At 70.8% G+C, this 18,519-nt stretch carries 22 protein-coding genes and 2 pseudogenes; 13 read left to right on the top strand and 11 right to left on the bottom strand.

The genetic code is table 11. The features are described 5' to 3' along the window. Positions 1-33 precede the first annotated feature (33 nt). The 5 genes and pseudogenes from ACFY2A_RS01110 to ccsB all read left to right on the top strand — a co-directional run. Positions 34-558 (top strand): TlpA family protein disulfide reductase, encoded by a 525-nt coding sequence (locus ACFY2A_RS01110; protein WP_387167483.1) that lies wholly within the window; start codon positions 34-36, stop codon positions 556-558. After that, positions 558-1,397: a cytochrome c biogenesis CcdA family protein gene (locus ACFY2A_RS01105; protein WP_387166842.1), complete on the top strand. Its 840-nt coding sequence runs from the start codon at positions 558-560 to the stop codon at positions 1,395-1,397. Before ACFY2A_RS01110 ends, ACFY2A_RS01105 begins: the two co-directional genes overlap by 1 nt. Then, a complete protein-coding gene (locus tag ACFY2A_RS01100) occupies positions 1,397-3,043 on the top strand; it encodes a cytochrome c biogenesis protein ResB (RefSeq protein ID WP_387166839.1) in 1,647 nt (548 codons plus the stop codon). Before ACFY2A_RS01105 ends, ACFY2A_RS01100 begins: the two co-directional genes overlap by 1 nt. Then, positions 3,043-3,195, top strand: a pseudogene (locus ACFY2A_RS01095) (c-type cytochrome biogenesis protein CcsB); the annotation flags it as partial. The gene ACFY2A_RS01100 and the pseudogene ACFY2A_RS01095, both read left to right, overlap by 1 nt. 162 nt (positions 3,196-3,357) lie before the next feature. Next, positions 3,358-4,131 (top strand): annotated as a pseudogene (ccsB, locus tag ACFY2A_RS01090) (c-type cytochrome biogenesis protein CcsB); the annotation flags it as partial. Positions 4,132-4,153: 22 nt separating this feature from the next. On the opposite strand, the gene ACFY2A_RS01085 reads toward ccsB, so the two are convergent. Both ACFY2A_RS01085 and ACFY2A_RS01080 read right to left on the bottom strand, forming a co-directional pair. Further along, positions 4,154-4,351, bottom strand: a complete 198-nt coding sequence (locus tag ACFY2A_RS01085) for a hypothetical protein (RefSeq protein WP_363923755.1) — start codon at positions 4,349-4,351, stop codon at positions 4,154-4,156. A gap of 136 nt (positions 4,352-4,487) precedes the next feature. Then, the gene (locus ACFY2A_RS01080; RefSeq protein WP_387166836.1) at positions 4,488-4,772 is read right to left on the bottom strand and encodes an endonuclease V; all 285 of its coding nucleotides are present in this window, start codon (positions 4,770-4,772) and stop codon (positions 4,488-4,490) included. On the opposite strand from ACFY2A_RS01080, the gene ACFY2A_RS01075 reads away from it, so the two are divergent. Together ACFY2A_RS01075 and ACFY2A_RS01070 are read left to right on the top strand one after the other, a co-directional pair. Further along, a complete protein-coding gene (locus ACFY2A_RS01075) occupies positions 4,771-5,448 on the top strand; it encodes a DUF5753 domain-containing protein (protein ID WP_387166833.1) in 678 nt (225 codons plus the stop codon). The genes ACFY2A_RS01080 and ACFY2A_RS01075 overlap by 2 nt on opposite strands. Then, a complete protein-coding gene (locus ACFY2A_RS01070; RefSeq protein WP_164446551.1) occupies positions 5,436-5,630 on the top strand; it encodes a DUF397 domain-containing protein in 195 nt (64 codons plus the stop codon). Before ACFY2A_RS01075 ends, ACFY2A_RS01070 begins: the two co-directional genes overlap by 13 nt. Here the strand turns inward: ACFY2A_RS01070 and ACFY2A_RS01065 are convergent. Then, on the bottom strand, positions 5,620-6,096 hold the full coding sequence (locus ACFY2A_RS01065) for a MarR family winged helix-turn-helix transcriptional regulator (protein ID WP_387166829.1): 477 nt from the start codon (positions 6,094-6,096) through the stop codon (positions 5,620-5,622). The genes ACFY2A_RS01070 and ACFY2A_RS01065 overlap by 11 nt on opposite strands. Positions 6,097-6,160: 64 nt before the next feature. On the opposite strand from ACFY2A_RS01065, the gene ACFY2A_RS01060 reads away from it, so the two are divergent. Further along, a complete protein-coding gene (locus ACFY2A_RS01060; protein WP_387166826.1) occupies positions 6,161-6,721 on the top strand; it encodes a carboxymuconolactone decarboxylase family protein in 561 nt (186 codons plus the stop codon). Between the two features lie 18 nt (positions 6,722-6,739). Here ACFY2A_RS01060 and ACFY2A_RS01055 read toward each other — a convergent pair whose 3' ends face one another. Beyond that, the gene (locus ACFY2A_RS01055) at positions 6,740-7,627 is read right to left on the bottom strand and encodes a transglutaminase-like domain-containing protein (RefSeq protein ID WP_387166823.1); all 888 of its coding nucleotides are present in this window, start codon (positions 7,625-7,627) and stop codon (positions 6,740-6,742) included. Between the two features lie 312 nt (positions 7,628-7,939). Here ACFY2A_RS01055 and ACFY2A_RS01050 point away from each other — a divergent pair, with 312 nt between their 5' ends. Both ACFY2A_RS01050 and mqnP read left to right on the top strand, forming a co-directional pair. Beyond that, positions 7,940-9,400: a menaquinone biosynthesis decarboxylase gene (locus tag ACFY2A_RS01050; RefSeq protein ID WP_387166820.1), complete on the top strand. Its 1,461-nt coding sequence runs from the start codon at positions 7,940-7,942 to the stop codon at positions 9,398-9,400. After that, a complete protein-coding gene (mqnP, locus tag ACFY2A_RS01045; protein ID WP_387166817.1) occupies positions 9,400-10,413 on the top strand; it encodes a menaquinone biosynthesis prenyltransferase MqnP in 1,014 nt (337 codons plus the stop codon). Before ACFY2A_RS01050 ends, mqnP begins: the two co-directional genes overlap by 1 nt. Positions 10,414-10,473: 60 nt before the next feature. Here the strand turns inward: mqnP and ACFY2A_RS01040 are convergent, their stop codons facing one another. Next, positions 10,474-11,469 carry a terpene synthase gene (locus tag ACFY2A_RS01040; RefSeq protein WP_387166814.1) on the bottom strand — a complete coding sequence of 332 codons (996 nt, stop codon included), beginning with the start codon at positions 11,467-11,469 and terminating at the stop codon, positions 10,474-10,476. A gap of 158 nt (positions 11,470-11,627) precedes the next feature. Here ACFY2A_RS01040 and ACFY2A_RS01035 point away from each other — a divergent pair, with 158 nt between their 5' ends. Further along, on the top strand, positions 11,628-12,257 hold the full coding sequence (locus ACFY2A_RS01035) for a UbiX family flavin prenyltransferase (protein ID WP_387166811.1): 630 nt from the start codon (positions 11,628-11,630) through the stop codon (positions 12,255-12,257). A 27-nt stretch (positions 12,258-12,284) separates the two neighbouring features. Here the strand turns inward: ACFY2A_RS01035 and ACFY2A_RS01030 are convergent, their stop codons facing one another. Beyond that, positions 12,285-12,554, bottom strand: a complete 270-nt coding sequence (locus ACFY2A_RS01030) for a BldC family transcriptional regulator (protein WP_281565634.1) — start codon at positions 12,552-12,554, stop codon at positions 12,285-12,287. 268 nt (positions 12,555-12,822) lie between these two features. Here ACFY2A_RS01030 and ACFY2A_RS01025 point away from each other — a divergent pair, with 268 nt between their 5' ends. Then, positions 12,823-13,281 carry an Lrp/AsnC family transcriptional regulator gene (locus ACFY2A_RS01025; protein WP_387166808.1) on the top strand — a complete coding sequence of 153 codons (459 nt, stop codon included), beginning with the start codon at positions 12,823-12,825 and terminating at the stop codon, positions 13,279-13,281. Between the two features lie 38 nt (positions 13,282-13,319). Further along, the gene (locus ACFY2A_RS01020) at positions 13,320-14,411 is read left to right on the top strand and encodes a PLP-dependent cysteine synthase family protein (RefSeq protein WP_387166805.1); all 1,092 of its coding nucleotides are present in this window, start codon (positions 13,320-13,322) and stop codon (positions 14,409-14,411) included. 44 nt (positions 14,412-14,455) lie between these two features. Here the strand turns inward: ACFY2A_RS01020 and ACFY2A_RS01015 are convergent, their stop codons facing one another. The 5 genes from ACFY2A_RS01015 to ACFY2A_RS00995 form a co-directional block, all read right to left on the bottom strand. Continuing rightward, entirely contained in the window at positions 14,456-14,752 is a 297-nt protein-coding gene (locus ACFY2A_RS01015; RefSeq protein WP_363923743.1) for a hypothetical protein, read from the bottom strand. Beyond that, positions 14,745-15,272 carry a DUF6232 family protein gene (locus ACFY2A_RS01010; protein WP_363923742.1) on the bottom strand — a complete coding sequence of 176 codons (528 nt, stop codon included), beginning with the start codon at positions 15,270-15,272 and terminating at the stop codon, positions 14,745-14,747. The genes ACFY2A_RS01015 and ACFY2A_RS01010 overlap by 8 nt, the downstream gene beginning before the upstream one ends. A 394-nt stretch (positions 15,273-15,666) precedes the next feature. After that, a complete protein-coding gene (locus tag ACFY2A_RS01005) occupies positions 15,667-16,296 on the bottom strand; it encodes a putative glycolipid-binding domain-containing protein (protein WP_387166801.1) in 630 nt (209 codons plus the stop codon). A gap of 77 nt (positions 16,297-16,373) precedes the next feature. Further along, entirely contained in the window at positions 16,374-17,894 is a 1,521-nt protein-coding gene (locus ACFY2A_RS01000) for a DEAD/DEAH box helicase (RefSeq protein WP_387167480.1), read from the bottom strand. Positions 17,895-18,115: 221 nt separating this feature from the next. After that, positions 18,116-18,403, bottom strand: a complete 288-nt coding sequence (locus ACFY2A_RS00995; RefSeq protein ID WP_363923738.1) for a hypothetical protein — start codon at positions 18,401-18,403, stop codon at positions 18,116-18,118. Positions 18,404-18,519 lie beyond the last annotated feature (116 nt).

Raw genomic sequence — 18,519 nt, 5'->3', positions numbered from 1 at the left:
GCTGCCGGCCTGCTCGCCGCCGCGACCACCGCCATGCTCCTGAGCGGCTGTACCGGCGACGGGCGGGAGTCCGACTGCGACAGCGCCGGCGGCATCGTCGAGTGCGCCCCGGAGCAGCGTTCCGCCGCCCCGACGATCGCCGGTGAGCTGCTTGCCGGCGGGTCCTACGACGTGACCGACCAGCGGGGCAACGTCGTGGTGATCAACTTCTGGGGCTCCTGGTGCGCGCCGTGCCGGGCCGAGGCCGACGACCTGGAGAACACGCACCAGGCGACGAAGGACGCCGGGGTGACCTTCCTCGGCATCAACGTGCAGGACAGCCGGGACAAGGCCATCGCCTTCGAGGAGGGTCGGGTCAGCTACCCGAGCATCTTCGACCCGGGCAGCCGGCTCGCCCTCGACATGGACATCCCGCCGAACACCATCCCGGCCACCGTCGTGCTGGATCGGGAGGGCCGCATCGCCACGGTGATCCGGGCGGCGGTCCGGCAGGAGGGGCTGCAACCAATCGTCGAGCGGATCGCCGCCGAGGCACCCGCGCCGGCCGGTAAGCGCTGATGGGCGGGACATTCGGTCAGCTCGCCGAGTCCGGCCCGTTGCTGCTGGCGTTGGGCGCGGCGGCGCTGGCCGGTCTGGTCAGTTTCCTGTCCCCGTGCGTGCTGCCGCTGATGCCCGGCTACCTCTCGTACGTCACCGGCCTGGCGGGCGCGGACCTCGAGGGCCGGCACGAGTCGCCCGCTGCGGGCGAGACACCGGGCGGTGGTGGCGGCGTCGGCACCGCCGTACGGGAGAGCACCCGGGTCGCCCCCGCGGTGAAGGGCCGGGTGCTGGCCGGGACGCTGCTGTTCATCGCCGGATTCACCGTCGTGTTCACCGCCACCGCGGTCCTGTTCAGCGGGGTCGGCCGGGTCTTCTTCGACCACGAACGGACGCTGGAGATCATCGTCGGTGGGCTCATCGTCGTGCTCGGTCTGGGCTACCTCGGTGCGCTGCCCGGATTCCAGCGGGAGTTCCGGATCAACCGGTTGCCCGCCGCCGGCCTGCTCGGCGCGCCCGTGCTCGGTGCCGTGTTCGCGCTGAGCTGGGTTCCCTGCACCGGGCCCACGCTGGCCGCGGTGCTCGGCATGGCCACCACCAGCGGGCAGACCGACCGGGCGGTGGTGCTGGCCGTGGCGTACTGCCTCGGGCTGGGCCTGCCGTTCGTCGTCTTCGGGCTGGGCTTCAACCGGCTGCTCGGGGTGTTCCGCACGGTGCGTCGGCACAGCCGTTGGGTCACCCGGATCGGCGGGGCGTTGCTGATCCTGATCGGGCTGGCGCTGGTCACCGGCGGCTGGACCAACGTCGTGATCTGGTTGCAGACCACCGTCGGGGTGGGCAACTTCGAGGTGGGCATCTGATGACCGCCGTCGACGACCGGCCCGCCACTCCGGCCGAGGCGCCCCGGCGTCGCGGCAACCCACTGCTCGCCCTGCTGCGCAACTCGTGGCGGCAGCTGACCAGCATGCGTACCGCGCTGGTGCTGCTTTTCCTGCTCGCCATCGCCGCGATCCCCGGGTCGGTGCTGCCGCAGCGCGGGGTCAACCCGGAGGACGTACGCGACTTCTACACCGCCAATCCGGACCTGGCCCCGCTGCTGGACCGGGTGGGCGCGTTCGAGGCGTTCAGTTCGGTCTGGTTCTCCGCGATCTATCTGCTGCTGTTCACCTCGTTGATCGGCTGCATCACGCCCCGGCTGCGCGACCACGTCCGGGCGCTACGGGCCCGCCCGCCGGCCGTACCGAAACGCTTGGAGCGGCTGCCGCAGCACGCGGTGGTGCCCGCGCCCGAGGGCGGTGCGGCGGCGGTCGCCGAGACGCTGCGGCGACGGCGCTGGCGGGTGGCGGTGCGCGGCGACGAGGTCTCCGCCGAGAAGGGCTACCTCAAGGAGACCGGCAACCTGGTCTTCCACAGCTCGATGGTGCTGGTGCTGGTCGGTGTCGCGCTCGGCTCGTGGTACGGCTGGCACGGCAACCGGCTGCTCGTCGCCGGGGCGGACCAGGTCTTCTGCAACACCCGCCAGCAGTACGCCGAGGCGCGGCTCGGCCCGCGCGTCGGAGACGACCTGCCCCGGTTCTGCATGCAGCTGGACGAGTTCGACGCGCAGTTCCTGCCGAACGGCCAGGCGTCCTCCTTCAACGCGAAGGTGACCGTCGACGAGGACGGCGGCGCTCCGCGTCCGGCCGAGTTCTCGGTAAACGCACCGTTGCGCCTCGACGGTGCGAACGTCTACCTGCTCGGGCACGGCTACGCCCCGGTGATCCGGTACACCGACCGGTTCGGCGGCACCCAGACCAGCACCGTGCCGTTCCTCACCACCGGCGACATCGGGCTGACCGGTGAAGGGCTGGCCGCCTTCCCGGACGCCAACGTCGACCCGGAGACCGGGGAGCGGAATCCGGACCTCCAGGTGGCCTTCTCCGGGCTCTACCTGCCGACGGCACCGCAGCAGCCGCCGTTCGTCCGCTCGGAGCATCCGACCGAGCAGAATCCGCTGCTCGACCTGGTCGCGTACCGGGGGAACCTGGGGCTCGACGCCGGTATCCCCGGTTCGGTCTACCAGCTCGACCAGCGTCAGTTACGCAACGGCCGGCTCACCGAGATCGGTGCGAAGCAGCTGCGGATCGGGGAGAGCTGGACGCTTGACGACGGCACCACCGTCGAGTTCGTGGGCACGGAGCGGTACATCGTGCTGTCGGTACGTCACGACCCGGGCACGATGCTGCTGCTGGTCAGCTCCATCGGGCTGGTGCTGGGGCTGATGGGATCGCTGTTCGTCAGGCGTCGACGGGTGTTCGTCCGGCTGTTGCCGGCCGGCCCGGGTGACCCCGACAGTGGATCTCCGACAGGCGGTAGTAGTTTGGTCGAGGTGGCTGGTCTGCCGCGTACCGAGCATCCCGGGTTCGCCGCCGAGTTCGCCCAACTGGTCGCCGCGATCGGTGGACGATCCGGTGACGCCGGCACCGACCCGGGCGCGCCGGCCCGGGCCCGGGAAGGAGCCGAGTGATGTCCGCACTCTCCGATCAGCTGGTGTCGATCGCCACGCTGGTGTACCTGCTGGCGATGATCAGTCACGCCGTCGAGTACGCCCTCGGCAACTCGCGCGCCAGGGTCGTCGTGGCACCGGCCCGCGAGCTGGTCGGCGCGGCGGTGGGGGCGGTCTCGCCCGGCGCGGTGGACGGCCCTGCGGTGGACGGTGGCGCTGCGGCTGGTCGCGGTTCCGCCGGCTCGGCGGCGACCGGCTCGGTGGCGGCCGGTGACACCTTTGCGGCTGGTCGCACGAGCGGTGCCGGGGTCGGGAGCACTGCGGCGCCGAGTCGGGCCGAGCGGACCGCGCGCCGCGCGGAGTTGGGCGGCCGGGTCGCCGTCGGGCTGACCGCCGTGGCCGCCGCGCTGCACCTGGCGGCACTTGTCACCCGGGGCCTGGCCGCCGACCGGATGCCGTGGGGCAACATGTACGAGTTCGTGCTCACGGTCTCGTTCATCGGGGTCGCCGCCTGGCTGGCCGTGCTGGTGAAGTGGCCGTTCCTGCGCCGCCTCGGGCTGTTCCTGACGCTGGTGATGGTGCTGCTGGTGGCCACCGCCGAGCTGGTGCTCTACACCCCGATCGTGCCGCTGGTGCCGGCGCTCAACTCGTACTGGTTCATCGTGCACGTGTCGACGATCGTCTTCGCCTCTGGTCTGTTTCTGCTGGGCGTGGTGCCGGCGGCGGCGTACCTGATGCGGGCCGGATACGAGAACGGCAAGCGCAGCTTCCCGTACACCCTTGCGAAGCGGTTGCCGGCGGCGGCCGGGCTGGAGCGGCTCACCTTCGTGCTGCACGCCTTCTCGTTCCCGATCTTCACCTTCGCGGTGATCGCCGGGGCGATCTGGGCCGAGGCGGCCTGGGGTCGCCCGTGGGGTTGGGACCCGAAGGAGACCTGGGCCTTCATCTCCTGGGTGGTGTACGCCGGCTACCTGCACGCCCGCGCCACGCCGAGCGTGCGGCGGAACACGGCCACCTGGCTGGCCATCCTCGGCTTCCTGACCGTGCTGATGAACCTCTTCGGCGTGAACATCTTCTTCGAGGGCCTGCACTCCTACGGCGGCCTCTGACCCGCAAGACGTATAACTCCACTTATTGCGGGATGGTGGTCGTGAGCGTTTCGCTCACTCGCAGGGTGACCTGGTAGGCGACCTCCGGCAGATCGGCCAGCTCGATGCGCTCGGACCGCAGCGCGAGCTGTGCGTGCAACTCACGGGCGATGGCGTCGCGCAGCTCGACCTGTAGCGGCGACAGCCCGTCCGGCTCGCCGACAACGTACGCATCCGACATGCCGCAATGCTGTCGTCGCCCGGCGTCCCGGTCCACCGCTGGTGAGATTTCCCAACGGCGTCGAAATCTTGGACATTTTCCGTTATTCGCTAACGGGAACTGTCCAAGAATTACTCGACATCATGAGTGCCGACGGTCAGCGGAGGGCTTCGCGGGAGAGGAAATCGGCGCGGCGGATCACTTCCGGCAGGCGGTAGCGGCGGCTCAGGTCGAGCGTGATCGTGGTCGCCAGGTCGAGGCTGGTGCGGTGGCCGACCGAGACGAACACCGGCTTGACGTCGGTCTGGGTACGCAGCACCCGACCCAGCACCTCGTCGCCTTCGCGCAGCGCCGACCAGTCGCCCCGATGCATGCCCGGCTCGTCGTACGCACCGACGAAGGGCGTCTTCGCCACCCCGAAGGTGGGCAACCCGGTTGCCATGGTGGAGACCGAGGCGCGCAAGCCGCCGCCCAACTTCTGGGAGCTGGTGGACGGCGCGCTGGACACCGGCGGCGCGTTCGTCCGGATGCTGGCCCGGTTCGGTTCGCCGCAGTGGATGCGGGAGTGGGAGGCCAACGAGCGGCAGGCCACCGTGCTGCGGTCGTTCCAGCACACGGTGGTGCCGGGGCTGCTGCAAACCTCGGCGTACGCCCGCGCGCTGTTCCGCAGCGTCGGCCTCTACGACGACGCGGAGGTGGAGCGGCGGGTGGAGGCGCGACTGGCCCGGCAGGCGGTGCTCACCGGCGAGCGACAGCCGCAGCTGGTCACGGTGCTGGACGAGCACGTGCTGCGCCGGCCGGTCGGTGGGCCGGTGGTGATGCGCGAGCAACTGTGGCGGCTGGTCAAGCTGGCCACCGAGCATGCCCGGGTACGCCTGCACGTGGTGCCCGCCTCGGTCGGCGCGTATCCGGGTGTCGCCGGGGCCTTCGTGCTGGCTACCCTTCCCAGTGGGGAGGATGTGGCCTATCTGGACGATCAGCTCAAGGGCCAGGTGATCGACCACACCGAGGACGTGCTGGCGATCCGGGCCTCCTGGGAGGCGATCCAGGGCGAGGCGTTGCCGCCCCGGCAGTCGATCGAGTTGTTGACGGAGGTGGCGGAGTCATGGCGGAGCTGACCGACGCCCGGTGGCGCACAAGCACCCGGAGCAGCACCAACGGCGGAGACTGCGTCGAGGTGGCCGACAACCTGCCCGGCCTGGTCGCGGTCCGGGACAGCAAGGACCGCGACGGCGCGGTGCTGACCTTCGGCCCGGCGGCCTGGCGGGCGTTCCTGGAGGTGCTCCCGGTCAGCCGGTGAACCATCCGGGTACGTCGAGCCGGAACCAGTTGGCGGGGGCGACGGCCCGCAGGTCGTCCTCGATGGCTGCCACCCGGTCCGCGCCGAGCGTTTCCGTCCAGCGTTGCCGCAGGTCGTCGAAGATGACAGCCGACCGGCGCAGCCCGTCGAGCCCGTGCGGGGTCAGCCGGACCAGCTTGCGGCGGGCGTCGCGGCTGTCGTCGGCGCGCTCCAGGTAGCCGAGGGTGACCAGTCGGTCGACGGTCTTGCCGGCGGCCTGCTTGGAGACGCCCAGCCGGTGGCCCAGCTCGGAGGCGGTGGTGCCGTCGGCGCCGACGGCCTGGAGCACGAAGCCGTGCAGCGGACGCAGCTCCGGGTGACCCTGCCGGGCCAGCTCGGCGTGCAGGTCGTCGATGAGCGTCCGGAAGCCGGCAAGCAACAGCAGCGGCAGTACGAAGCCGGGGCGCTGCGGTTCAGGTGTTGGCAATTTCGACAACCTGGTTTACGGTTTGGTCAACCACGTTGACTAACCTACGGCAAGGGGTGTCGCCATGTCCACGCACGTCTTCACCACCCACACCATCGACACCGCGCCGGAGGCCGCCCGGGCCACCATGGACGGCGTACGCCGCAAGCTCGGCCACCTGCCCGGGGCGGTCGGCCTGATGGCCGAGTCCCCCGAACTGCTCAAGGGCTTCCTGACCGCGAACGCGAGCTTCGAGAGCTGCGGGCTGGACCCGATCCAGCGGGAGGTCGTGGTGCTCACGGTCGCCGGCCGGAACGAATGCCACCTCTGCGTCGCCATGCACACCGCCACCCTGGTCCGGCACGGCGCTGCCGCCGAGCTGATCGACGCGCTGCGCGCCGGCACGACCCTGCCCGACGCGCGGCTGGAAGCACTGCGCCGCTTCACCCTGGCTGTGCTCGACAACCGGGGCGCGGTGCCCGACGAGGAGCTGGCCGCCTTCCTGGCCACCGGCTACCAGCCCCGGCACGCCCTGGACGTGGTGCTCGGCGTCGGCACGTACACCATCTCCACCTTCGCCAACCGGCTCACCCGGGCGCCGATCAACCCGCCGCTGGCCGCGTACGCGTGGCAGCCGGCCGCCTGACCGGGGCGGGACCGGTCGTCACACCGGTTCGTCGCGGTCGCGCACTTCGTTGCGGACGGTGGCGGGGACGTTCAGCCGCTCGTCCGCGTAGAGCAGGCGCAGCTCATCCGCGTGCTCGTCGGGCTCGCGGGTGAGTCGGGCCAGCTCGTCGAAGAGCGCCGCCCGCTCGTCGTCGATCTTCTCGAAGGGGGCGGGCATCGCGCCCCAGGCGTCCCACGGCAGCAGCTCCACGCCGTGCAGCGCGGCGGCGTCGCGCATCAGGTTGCCGGCGATCCACCACCAGCCGCCCTCGTTGATCACGCTCAGCCCGAAGGTGTCCGGGTCGGCCGCACCGGCGCGGCAGCGGGCCCATGCCTCACCGGCGACCAGGAACCGGTCCCGGGGCACGTCAGTGGTGTCGAAGTCGATGCCGAACAGCTCACGCTGGCGTGCGTCGAGCTGGGCGTCGACCATGACCCAGCGCAGTTGCTCGGCATGCCAGTACTCCGCGACCCAGTGGTCCTCGTACCTGCCGTCGACGAAATAGTCGCCGAATCCGCAGCGGGCGCGGGCCGGTACGCCCCGGGCCCGCAGCGCCGTGACCAGCAGTAGCGAGTAGTGCCGGCAGTTCCCGGCCACCCGCTGCTCGGGAGTACGCGCAACGGTCAGCGGCTGGTCGTCCGGCCCTCCCGCGATGCGGGCGAGGATCTCGTCGGCCGGCCGCAGGTGCACGGTCTGCCGGTCGCCGTCGGTCAATGTGACCCCGTAGGCGCCAGCGATGTGCTCGTGGATCAGCAACCCCTGGATCGTCCGGGCAATCCCGGCCGGCTCCGACGGCACCGCGTCGAGGAGCGAGGCAAACGGCCCCGCAGAGGTCAGCCGTCCCGGCCGCGCGTAGCGGGACAGTCTCGTCCGATCCTGGTTCATCTGTCACTCCTCCGGAGGTCGGCGACTGACGGGCCGCGAGCGTCGCCGAGCTGGGCGCGGTCGCGCAGGCGCAAGTCTCGCAGGATTCGCCCGATCGCGACGTCCCGTGACGATCCGTACGCGCTCTCAGCTCGACAGGGCCGACCCCCCATACCCCGGCCCAGCCACGAACCGCATCGTGCGATGCCGCGCCACTGCCGGAGCACGACGGCAGGCCGCCGCCGTCGGACGGCGGCGTGGGTGGGGCGCGCCACAGGGCGTACGGCCACCCGGCGTGGGCAGGACCAGCGGACGTAGGACAGACTTGCGGGCATGGCGGCTCGTGGCTTCCCGTACACCGATCTGAAGGATTTTCTCGCGGCGCTGGAGCGCGAGGGCGAACTGCGGCGCGTCAGCGTCCCGGTCGACCCGACGCTGGAGATCAGCGAGATCGTCACCCGGACGGTGCGGGCCGACGGGCCGGCGCTGCTGTTCGATCAGCCCACGCGGGGTGAGATGCCGCTGGCGATCAACCTCTTCGGCACCGAGAAGCGCACCGCGATGGCGCTCGGCGTCGAGTCGCTGGACGAGATCGGCAACCGGATCGGCGAGATGCTCAAGCCGGAGCTGCCGGTGGGCTTCTCCGGCATGATGGGTGGCCTCGGCAAGGTCATGCAGCTCAAGTCGATGCCGCCGAAGAAGGTCAAGACCGCCCCCTGCCAGCAGGTGGTCTACCGGGGTGACGATGTCGACCTCAACCGGCTGCCCGGGCTCCAGGTCTGGCCGGGTGACGGCGGGATCTTCCACAACTTCGGGCTGACCCACACCAAGCACCCGGAGACCGGCAAGCGGAACCTGGGCCTCTACCGGCTCCAGCAGCACAGCCACAACACCCTCGGGATGCACTGGCAGATCCACAAGAACTCCACCGCGCACCACGCCGTCGCCGAGCGGCTCGGCCAGCGGCTCCCGGTCGCCATCGCCATCGGTTGCGACCCGGTGGTCAGCTACGCGTCGAGCGCACCGCTGCCCGCCGACATCGACGAGTACCTGTTCGCCGGCTTCCTGCGCGGCGAACGGGTGGAGATGGTCGACTGCCTCACCGTGCCGTTGCAGGTGCCGGCGCACGCGCAGGTGGTGCTGGAGGGCTACCTGGAGCCAGGCGAGCGGCTGCCGGAGGGGCCGTTCGGCGACCACACCGGCTTCTACACGCCGGTCGAGCCGTTCCCGGTGCTGCACGTCGAGGCGATGACCATGCAGCGCAACCCGGTCTACCACTCGATCGTCACCTCGAAGCCGCCGCAGGAGGACCACGGGCTCGGCAAGGCCACCGAGCGGATCTTCGCGCCGCTGCTGCGGTTCCTGATCCCGGACATCGTCGACTACGACCTGCCGGCCGCGGGCGTCTTCCACAACTGCGCGATCGTGTCGATCCGCAAGCGCTACCCGAAGCACGCCCAGAAGGTGATGAACGCGATCTGGGGCGCGCACATGATGTCGCTTACCAAGCTGATCGTGATCGTGGACGAGGACTGCGACGTGCACGACTACCGCGAGGTCGCCTTCCGCGCTTTCGGCAACGTCGACTACGCCCGGGACCTGCTGCTCACCGAGGGCCCGGTGGACCACCTGGATCATTCGTCCTACCAGCAGTTCTGGGGCGGCAAGGCCGGTATCGACGCCACCCGCAAGCTCCCCGAGGAGGGCTACCACCGGGGCTGGCCCGAGGAGATGACCATGGCCCCCGAGGTCGTATCCCTCGTCGACAAGCGCTGGAAGGAATACGGCATCTAATGCCCACCCACCCAACCCACCCCACCCACCCCACCCACCCAACCCACCCCACCGACCCTCGCGATCTTGCACTTTCGGTCGCCGATTCGTCTGCTTCGCCCGGATCTGCCCCGACGGAAGGTGCAAGATCGCGGGGGCGGGTGGGGGCGTTTCTGCGGCTCGTGGCGATCGAGCACTCGGTGTTCGCGCTGCCGTTCGCGTACCTGTCGGCGCTGGCGGCGATGTGGGTAAACGGGGGGCGGGTCCGGTGGGTGGATCTGCTGTTGATCACCGTGGCGATGGTGGGGGCACGGACGTTCGCAATGGCCGCGAACCGGATCCTGGATCGCCGGATCGACGCGCGGAACCCCCGTACCGCCAACCGGGAACTGGTGACCGGAGCGGTGAGCCTGCGCACGGCCTGGACCGGCGCGGGCGTCGCCCTGGTGGTCTTCCTCGCCGCCGCCGCCCTGCTCAACCCGCTCTGCCTGGCGCTCGCACCGCTGGCCGTGGTCCCGCTGGTGGTCTACCCGTACGGCAAACGGTTCACCAACTGGCCGCACGCCATCCTGGCCGCCGCCCAGATGGTCGGCCCGGTCGGCGCGTGGCTCGCGGTGACCGGTACGTTCGCCGGCTCCGGGCCGGCCTGGCTGCTCGGTGCCGCCGTCGGCCTGTGGATCGGTGGGTTCGATCTGATCTACGCCTGCCAGGATGCCGACGTCGACCGGGAGATCGGCGTGCACAGCGTGCCGGCCCGCTACGGACTGCGCTTCGCCCTGCACGCCTCCACGGTCGCGCACGTGGTCACCTTCGCGCTGTTCGGCTGGTTCGGCGTGCTGATCGGCTTCGGCTGGCTCTGGTGGATCGGGCTGGCCCTCACCGCGGTCGCCTTCGGCTACCAGCACCTGGTGGTCACGCCGACCGACCTGAGCCGGGTCAACCGGGCGTTCTTCACCGCCAACGGCTTCGTCGGCATCGCGCTGTTCGCCTTCGCCCTGCTTGACCTGGTCGTCCGGCTCGGCCTGCGGGCCTGACCAGCCCGCCGGCTCGGCCTGCGGGCCTGACCGACCCGCAGGCTGGGGCTGCTTGCCCGGTCACCTGCCCGACACGGCGTAGCGGGCACTCTCCATGGTCCAGTCGATGGTGCCGCGAACGGCTCGGGCCACCCCGTCGAGGTGGGCGGTGACGGCAGGGTCCAGCGCCGGACCGAACGAGGGCATCGTGGCGCGCAGGGCGACGAAGCGGCGCATCGACTCGTGCCAACGCTGGGCCGCCAGCTCGACGGCGGCGGGCACCGGCACGCGGTGCGCGGCGGCCAACGCCAGCACCAGGTTGTGTCCGCCGGAGATGGCCACGTCCCGGTCCAGCGAGGCGATGTCGTTGTACCAGGCGAGCAGATCGTTGCCGAGGTCGCGGAGCTGGCCCAGCCGTGGGTGGTGGTAGACCGGGTCGGGCAGCGGCCGGCCGGTGACGAACTCCACAAGCGGATACGACACGTACGCCGCCGAGGTCGCCCGGCGCAGTTCGACGTACTCCTCGACGCCCGGCGCGTACCCGGTGGCCTTGTTGACAGCTTCCTGCCAGGTGCCGTCGAGGTGGTGGGCGACCGCGTCGGCGAAGCGCAGCCGCCAGCGGGCCGGCATCCGGCGGTGCGGCTCCCGCCAGGCGCTGACCAGCAGCCGGCGTAACGGACCGGCCAGACCCGGGTGCCGCAGCCGGAAACCGCCGCGCAGCAGCGCGACTGCGCCGTCCCGCAGGGCACGGATCTCGTCCAGACCGGTCCGCTCGGGCCCGTCGCAGACGTCGTCGACCAGAAAGAACCAGGTGAACAGCGCGGTTAGGGTGCGCAGGTCGGATTCGGTGGCATCGGGGTAGAGCCGCCCGGCGTAGCGGGCGAAACCGGCCCGCCCCAGCCGTTCCCGCGTCGGCGCGTCCAACGGCAGCTCGGAGACCAGCCAAGCCTGCACCTCGTCGGCGTACGGGGAGAGTTGCGGCGCGATGGGGCAGGCGGCACGCAACGACGGCAGGACGTGGTGGGCGGAGCCGGCCGACGACGAGATGATCTCCACATCCTTCCGGTCGGCCCCCACGGTGCTTTCGTCCCGGGCAGCATGCCAGCTCCCGGTGGCCCCCGCAGACCCGCCGGGCATCGGTGCCGTAACCGCTCAGCCTGCGGCGATCATGGGCACCTCGGACACGCTTCCGGGGTGCCCGACCGGCGCCGGCGGTGACCAGGCAGGCTGAGGGCATGCGCGAACCATGGGTGGTCGGGGTGTCCGGGGCATCCGGCACGCCGTACGCGGCCGCTGTCGTACGCAGTCTGCTCGACGCTGGGGAGCCGGTGGACCTGATCGTCTCCCGGGCCGCCCGGCTGACCGTCCTCGACGAGACCGGACGGCCGTTCCGCGACGCTCACTGGGCCGACGACCTGGCCGCCTGGCTCGGGCGGGACATCGCCGCGGCGGACCTGCGCCACTGGCCCGCCGGCGACCTCGCCGCCGGACCGAGCAGCGGCTCCTATCCGGTACGCGGGATGGTGGTGGTGCCGGCCAGCACGGCGGCCTGCGCCGGCATCGCCATCGGCCTGTCCAAGGACCTGTTGCAGCGGGCCGCCGAGGTGAACCTGAAGGAACGTCGGCGGGTGGTCGTGGTGCCCCGGGAGACGCCGGTGACCCGAAGCCACCTGGAACACCTGATCGCGCTGCATGATGCCGGCGCGGTGGTGCTGCCGGCCAGCCCCGGCTTCTACGGTGCGGGCGCCGCCGCCTCCGGAGCCCAGCTGGTGGACTTCGTGGCGGGCAAGGTGCTCGACGCCCTCGATGTGCCGCACACCCTGTTCAAGCGGTGGGCCGGAAAGTTGAACGCGGACCGGACCTGATGGCCGGTCCGCGTCCCGACCCGCACTTCAGTACATGCCGGCATTTGCCGGTCCCGCAGGGCCGGTCGAAGCGGCCGGGCCCGCGTTACGCGGTCTACCCATCTCGTCCGCCTCGTCCAGCATGCCCTCCCCTTCAAGCAGGGCTCGCACCTCGGATTCCCGAAACCGGCGATGCCCTCCTGGAGTCCGGATGCTCCCGATCCGGCCCGCCGCCGCCCATCGCGTCACGGTTTTCGGGTCCACCCGAAACAGTGCGGCGACTTCACCCGGTGTCAGCAGGCGATCTCCAGTGTCCACAGCCCCCTCCTCGCGTCGACGAAGCCCCCGGCTGAACACACTGCCCCCGGCCGGTGCGAGCCCAGAGCCGTCATGAGGGACGTATGGCAATTACAGCACCAGCGACCTGGCGTGTCCGCCAAACGCGAAAAACGCACTGAGTGGGAAGTTAGTAAATGGTACCGGCGTCGCGCCCTCCGAACCCCGGGTATGCGAACTGTCACCCGCTGCCAGGCCGAACGGATACCGGAGTCCGGGTGTCACGCCGCGCCGACTAGGGTCACAGTCCGTGGACGCCATCGATCTCAACCTCGTGGACCTGCTCCGCGGAAATGCCCGACTGTCGTACGCCGAACTGGCCCGCCAGGTCGGCCTTTCCGCTCCGGCAGTGCACGAAAGGGTCGGGAAGCTGGAGTCCGGGGGCGTCATCCGGGCGTACCGCGCGGAGGTCGAGCCGGAGACCATCGGGTTGGGTGTGACCGCCCTGATCGGCATCGTGGAGGACTCCGGGGCGGACACCGACGACGTGTTGGAGGCGTTCCGGGCGATGCCCGAGATCGAATCCTGCTACTTCATGGCCGGCGTCGAGTCCTTCCTGCTCAAGGCCCGGGTGGGCACCATCGCCGAGTTGGAGCAGTTGATCGTACGGCTGAACCGGACACCCGGGGTCGCCTCCACCCGTACCGGCATCGCACTGTCGACCAAGTGGGAGAACCGTCCGCAGTCGGTCGCTCCGCCGACGGCCTGAGCCCCGGCACCGCCTGTCGGCTTGCTAGGTTTCCCGGCGTGACTCATCTCGACCGGTGCGACGAGGCCAGCCGGCGGTGGGTGACCGAGGCGATCGCGGCCGTGGAGGCGGACGCGAACCGGTCCGCCGACACCCACCTGCTGCCCTTCCCGCTGCCCCGGCACTGGGGGATCGACCTCTACCTGAAGGACGAGTCGGTCCACCCGACCGGGTCGCTGAAGCATCGGCTGGCTCGTTCCCTGTTCCTGTACGGGCTCTGCAACGGCTGGATCGGGCCGGACACCACGATCATCGAGGCGTCGTCCGGCTCCACGGCGGTCTCCGAGGCGTACTTCGCCCGGATGCTCGGGTTGCCCTTCATCGCGGTGATGCCCGCCTCCACCTCGCCCGAGAAGATCGCCCAGATCGAGTTCCAGGGCGGTCGGTGCCATCTGGTCCAGGACCCGGCGAAGGTGGTCATCGAGGCACGCTGGCTCGCCGAGGACTCCGGTGGGCACTACATGGACCAGTTCACCTACGCGGAGCGAGCCACCGACTGGCGGGGCAACAACAACATCGCCGAGTCGATCTACGCGCAGCTCGCCCTGGAACGGCATCCGATACCGGCCTGGATCGTGGTCGGCGCGGGAACCGGCGGCACCAGCGCCACCATCGGACGGTACGCCCGCTACCGGCGGCTACCCACCAAGCTCTGCGTGGTCGATCCGGAGAACTCCGCGTTCTACCCCGCCTGGCAGGCGGCCGACTGGTCGGTGCGCACCGGCCGGGGTTCCCGGATCGAGGGCATCGGCCGCCCGACCGTCGAGGCGTCCTTCCTGCCCTCGGTGGTGGACCGGATGGTGCAGGTGCCCGACGCGGCTTCCCTGGCGGCCATGCGGGCCGCCTCGGCGGTGCTTGGCCGGCGGGTGGGCGGCTCGACCGGCACCAACCTGTGGGGTGCCTTCGGCCTGATCGCCGAACTGCTGGCCGCCGGCCGGACGGGCTCGGTGGTCACCCTGATCTGCGATGCGGGTGACCGGTACGCCGACTCCTATTACGCCGACGAGTGGGTGGCCGGGCAGGGCCTCGACCTGGCACCGCACCTGACCACCGTCGACCGCTTCCTGACCGACGGCTCCTGGCCGAGCTGACCGCCCGACCTGAGCGCCCGACCTGAGCCGCCAGCCAGGGGCGCTCACTGGAACAACCGCACGATGAACTGGGCCGCGGTGCCGGCGATCGTGTTCTGCAACACCGGCCCCAATCCGCTGCCGACCGCCCGGCCGAGGTTGCCGAAGCGGCCCTTCTCCGCGTCGACGTGAGCGGCGGCGGCTGCCTGGTCGACGACGTTGCCGTGGTTGTCGACGTGTCCTTTCTCCTGAAGTACGGCGATCAGCTGCATCAGCTCGGATAATGCCGGTCCGACGATTTTGCCGATCTGCACCTGGCCGTCGCGCATGTTTATCTGGTCGCCGTGGACATGCTCAGTCACCGCGTGCCACCTTCCCGATCTGGACGCCGCCGCCCATCATGTTGATTTCGTCTCCGAATACCAGTTTCCGGTTGTCGATGTTCTGGACGATTTCCCGGGCTGGCGGGTTCTCCAGAGCGTTCGCGATCAGGTTGACCAAACCCTCCACCATGGCGCGATCGGTGCTCACGAGCGCCGCACTGGTCGCCCCGTTCGTCTCGACCACCAGCGCGTACTGGGTCGCCTGAAGGGCGAGCCGGACCGCCCGCCATACGTGATACGCGACCACGCCGAGCACGACGGCGGCGACCAGGACGAGCGCGTAGCCCGGAAGTTCCATCTGCCCGACGCAGCAGAGCAGCAGCACTCCGCCGGCGAACCAGCCACCGGCTCGGGCGATCGCGCGCCCGATGCCCCGGCGGTCAGGTTCGGACATCAGCGACCGGACGCGGGCGATGCTGCTGAGCTGATAAACGTCGCCGCCGATCCACAAAGTGGCCCGGTTGACCCTTATCTGTGTGACGCCGGAATGCTCCGTCACGTTTGCTCCCCTCCTTGCGGTCGCTTGGGCGTCGGCCGCCCGACCCTGTCGATTAATTGCGTCTGAGGCTCGGAGCGGTAAAGCCGGTTGCGAATTGATTACGCGAACCATACTCCGGCAATCGATCGGGTCCCATCGACGGGACTGTCGGGAAGGCGACAACCCGGTAATTGTCGCTTTGCTTGGAGAAGCAATTGACGCTGTCAATCCACGAATGGTGGAGAGCGTTTCCCCGACAGTGGTCAGGAAGTCATCGGACGTGCCGGCAGGCGGCCCCACAAGGAGAGGCGCGGTCATCCCGCCTGCGGGTGGGGGTGGGCCATCGGTCGACGGAGCGCAGCCGAAAGGGCCGGCACGCGGCACGCACGCCGGCCCTTTCCAGCGGTGAAAACCCTCAGCGTGTCGGCGCGCGCTCGGCCAGCCCTGGGTAACGCTGCACGTAGCCGTCGGCGTCCATCTCGACCTCGGCGCTGAAGCCGCCGCTGGCGTACCGGAACCGGTTCGGGCCCAGCCCGGTGTACACCTGCTCGGCGGGGAGCACAGTGAGGCTGGGCAGCAGCACCCAGGCCACGCTTATCGAGTGCCTGGTGTCCGGGGGTGCGGTGTTCAGGCCGAGCCGACGCAGCGGCAGCGTGTTGAACAGCGGTGAGCCACCGAGATCCACGTCGAGGGCGTCGGCCAACCGGTCCGGGTCCTCCACGCCGGGCAGCCCGGCCGGGGCGTGCCCGGCGGCGGTCAGGACCGCGTCGAGGTCACCCTGCTCGGCGGCGGTCACCCGCCACCGCTGCGTCGCCCGTTCGAGCCGTACGCTGCGCCGCCACCCGGCTCCCTCGACCTCCACCTCCAGGCGGACACTCGACCAGTCGGTGTCGGTGGTCACCTGGTAGCGACACGTGTAGGGAACCGGGTCGACGGCCAACTGTGTGCCCTGTGCGGTCAGGCCGTGGCCGTCGTCGACCACGGCGTGCTCGGCACCGGCGGTGTCCGTGCGGGTCCATAGCAGCGACTTCGGCGTGGTCGGCATGAGCCGGACGTTACGCCACCCGGCTGAGCCGGGCAGCGTATGCGCCGAAGACCAGCACCGCGAGCGGCGCGTGTTGATCAGTAACTGCGGGCCCGGGACCGGCCACCTGTCCCACGCCGATCGTCGCGCGGCCGGTCGTTCGTGCCCCAACCCTCCGACCGACCGCCCCGATCGCTGCCGAGGCGGCGCTCGCCGCGCGGGTGCTCGTGGTAACGGCGGTCGCCCGGTGCTTGCTCCGAGAAGCGGCGTTCGCCCCGGTGGCCGTGGTCGGCGTAGCGGCGCTCGCTCGTGGGCCGGTCGCCGAAGCGGCGGGGGCCGCCCGGCCGGCTGCTGCGACGGGGCTGTTCCGGCTCCTCACGCACCGGTACCCCGCTCGGCTCCCGCGCGCCGGTCAGCTCAGCCAGCACGGGGTCACCGACGCGTACCCGGGACTGGGCCGGCTCCACGCCGGCCTTCTCCAGCATCGCCAGGGTGGTGCGGCGCTGCTTCGGCAGCACCAGGGTGGCCACCGCGCCGGCCTCACCGGCCCGGGCGGTACGCCCCGCGCGGTGCAGGTAGTCCTTCGGGTCCTTCGGCGGGTCGACGTGCAGCACGAGGGAGACCCCGTCGACGTGGATGCCGCGAGCCGCGACGTCGGTGGCGACCAGCACGCTGGTCCGTCCCTCGCGGAACTCCGCCAGCGTGCGAGTACGCATCCGCTGCGTCTTGCCTCCGTGCAGCCCCCCGGCCCGTACGCCGACGGCGGCAAGCTGGGTGACCAGCCGGTCCACTCCCAACTGGGTGCGGGCGAACACGATGGTCCGGCCCGCCCGCGCGGCGATCGACGCGGTAACCGGGAACTTCTCCTGCGGCGGAATCAACAGCAGGTGGTGATCCATGGTGGATACGGCTGCGGTCGGCGGTGCGGTCGAGTGGGTGACCGGGTCGGTCATGAAGCGCCGCACAAGCGCGTCGACGTCACCGTCCAGAGTGGCCGAGAAGAGCAGGCGCTGCGCGTCGGCAGGCGTCTTCGCCAGCAGCTCGGTGACCTCGGGCAGGAAACCCATGTCGGCCATCTGGTCGGCCTCGTCGAGCACGGTGATCTCGACGTCGTCGAGCTGGCACACACCCCGGTCGATCAGGTCGGCGAGCCGACCCGGGGTGGCCACCACCACCTCGACGCCGCGCCGCAGGGCATCGATCTGGCGGTCGTACGGCACCCCGCCGACGGCGGTCTTGAGGAAGACGCCGACGGCCTTGCCGAGCGGCAGCAGCGCATCGTTGACCTGCATGGCCAGTTCCCGGGTGGGCACCAGGACGAGAGCCCGTGGACGCCGGGGCCGGGCTCGCTCACCGGCGGCGATCCGGGCCAGCAGCGGCAGCCCGAACGCGAGGGTCTTGCCGGAGCCGGTCTGCCCACGGCCCAGCACGTCGCGCCCGGCGAGTGCGTCCGGCACGGTGGCCTGTTGGATCTCGAACGGAGTGGTGATCCCCTGTCGGTCCAGGGTCCGAACCAGCTGCCGGGGAAGCCCGAGCGAGTCGAAGGTCACCGGAGTGTCGGGGTTGGTCGTGCCGGCCGGCTGCGGCGCGGCGGAAAGGTCGGGGGAGAACGGGGGCATGCCGAGGTCAGCGGAGGTGGTCAAGTAATGCCTTTCAAGCGGGGCGCATCTTCGCGATGTCCCGCTGCGGCCGTGGCCGCCGGATCTTCCGCAAGAACGCCCATGGGCGCGTGGTCACGCGCCAGGTCAGTGATCACCGACCAGTGTACGGCGGTCGGGGCGTGCCCACCCGCGCCGGAGTCGGGTAGTGGGCGGACTCACCAACGATCCGGAGCCGTCGGTCACCCCAACAGGCCACTGCCCGCGCCCGCCAGCGCGTCGTTCGCGAAGAGCACCACCATGACGCTGATCGCCACCAGCACCCCCAGCGCCACCGCCATCAGGATCACGACTCGGAGCGTGCTGCGCGACCTCTCGGCCGCCGTGTCCGCCCAGCCCTGAGCCAGGATGTGCCCGGTCAACGAGCCGGAGGTCTCCTGCTCCCCGGCCGGGAGGGCCACCGTCGCCGAGCTCTCCAGCCCGGCGTAGTACGCGCTCAGGTCGGAGCCGCCGGGGCGCTGCGTCGGCACGGCCTCAGCCGGGCGGTGCGTGCGCTCGGTATCGGCTGGGCGGTACGTCTGCTCGATCTCGGCCGGGCGGTGCGTGCGCTCCGTCTGCCCGTGCGACCGGACGCCCGGAGACGATC

Origin of the sequence: Micromonospora sp. NPDC000442 (genome assembly GCF_042898635.1) — a bacterium.
GTDB lineage: Bacteria > Actinomycetota > Actinomycetes > Mycobacteriales > Micromonosporaceae > Micromonospora.
The sequence above is the reverse complement of the archived record's forward strand: the minus strand, read 5'-3'. Positions and strand labels throughout refer to the sequence as shown.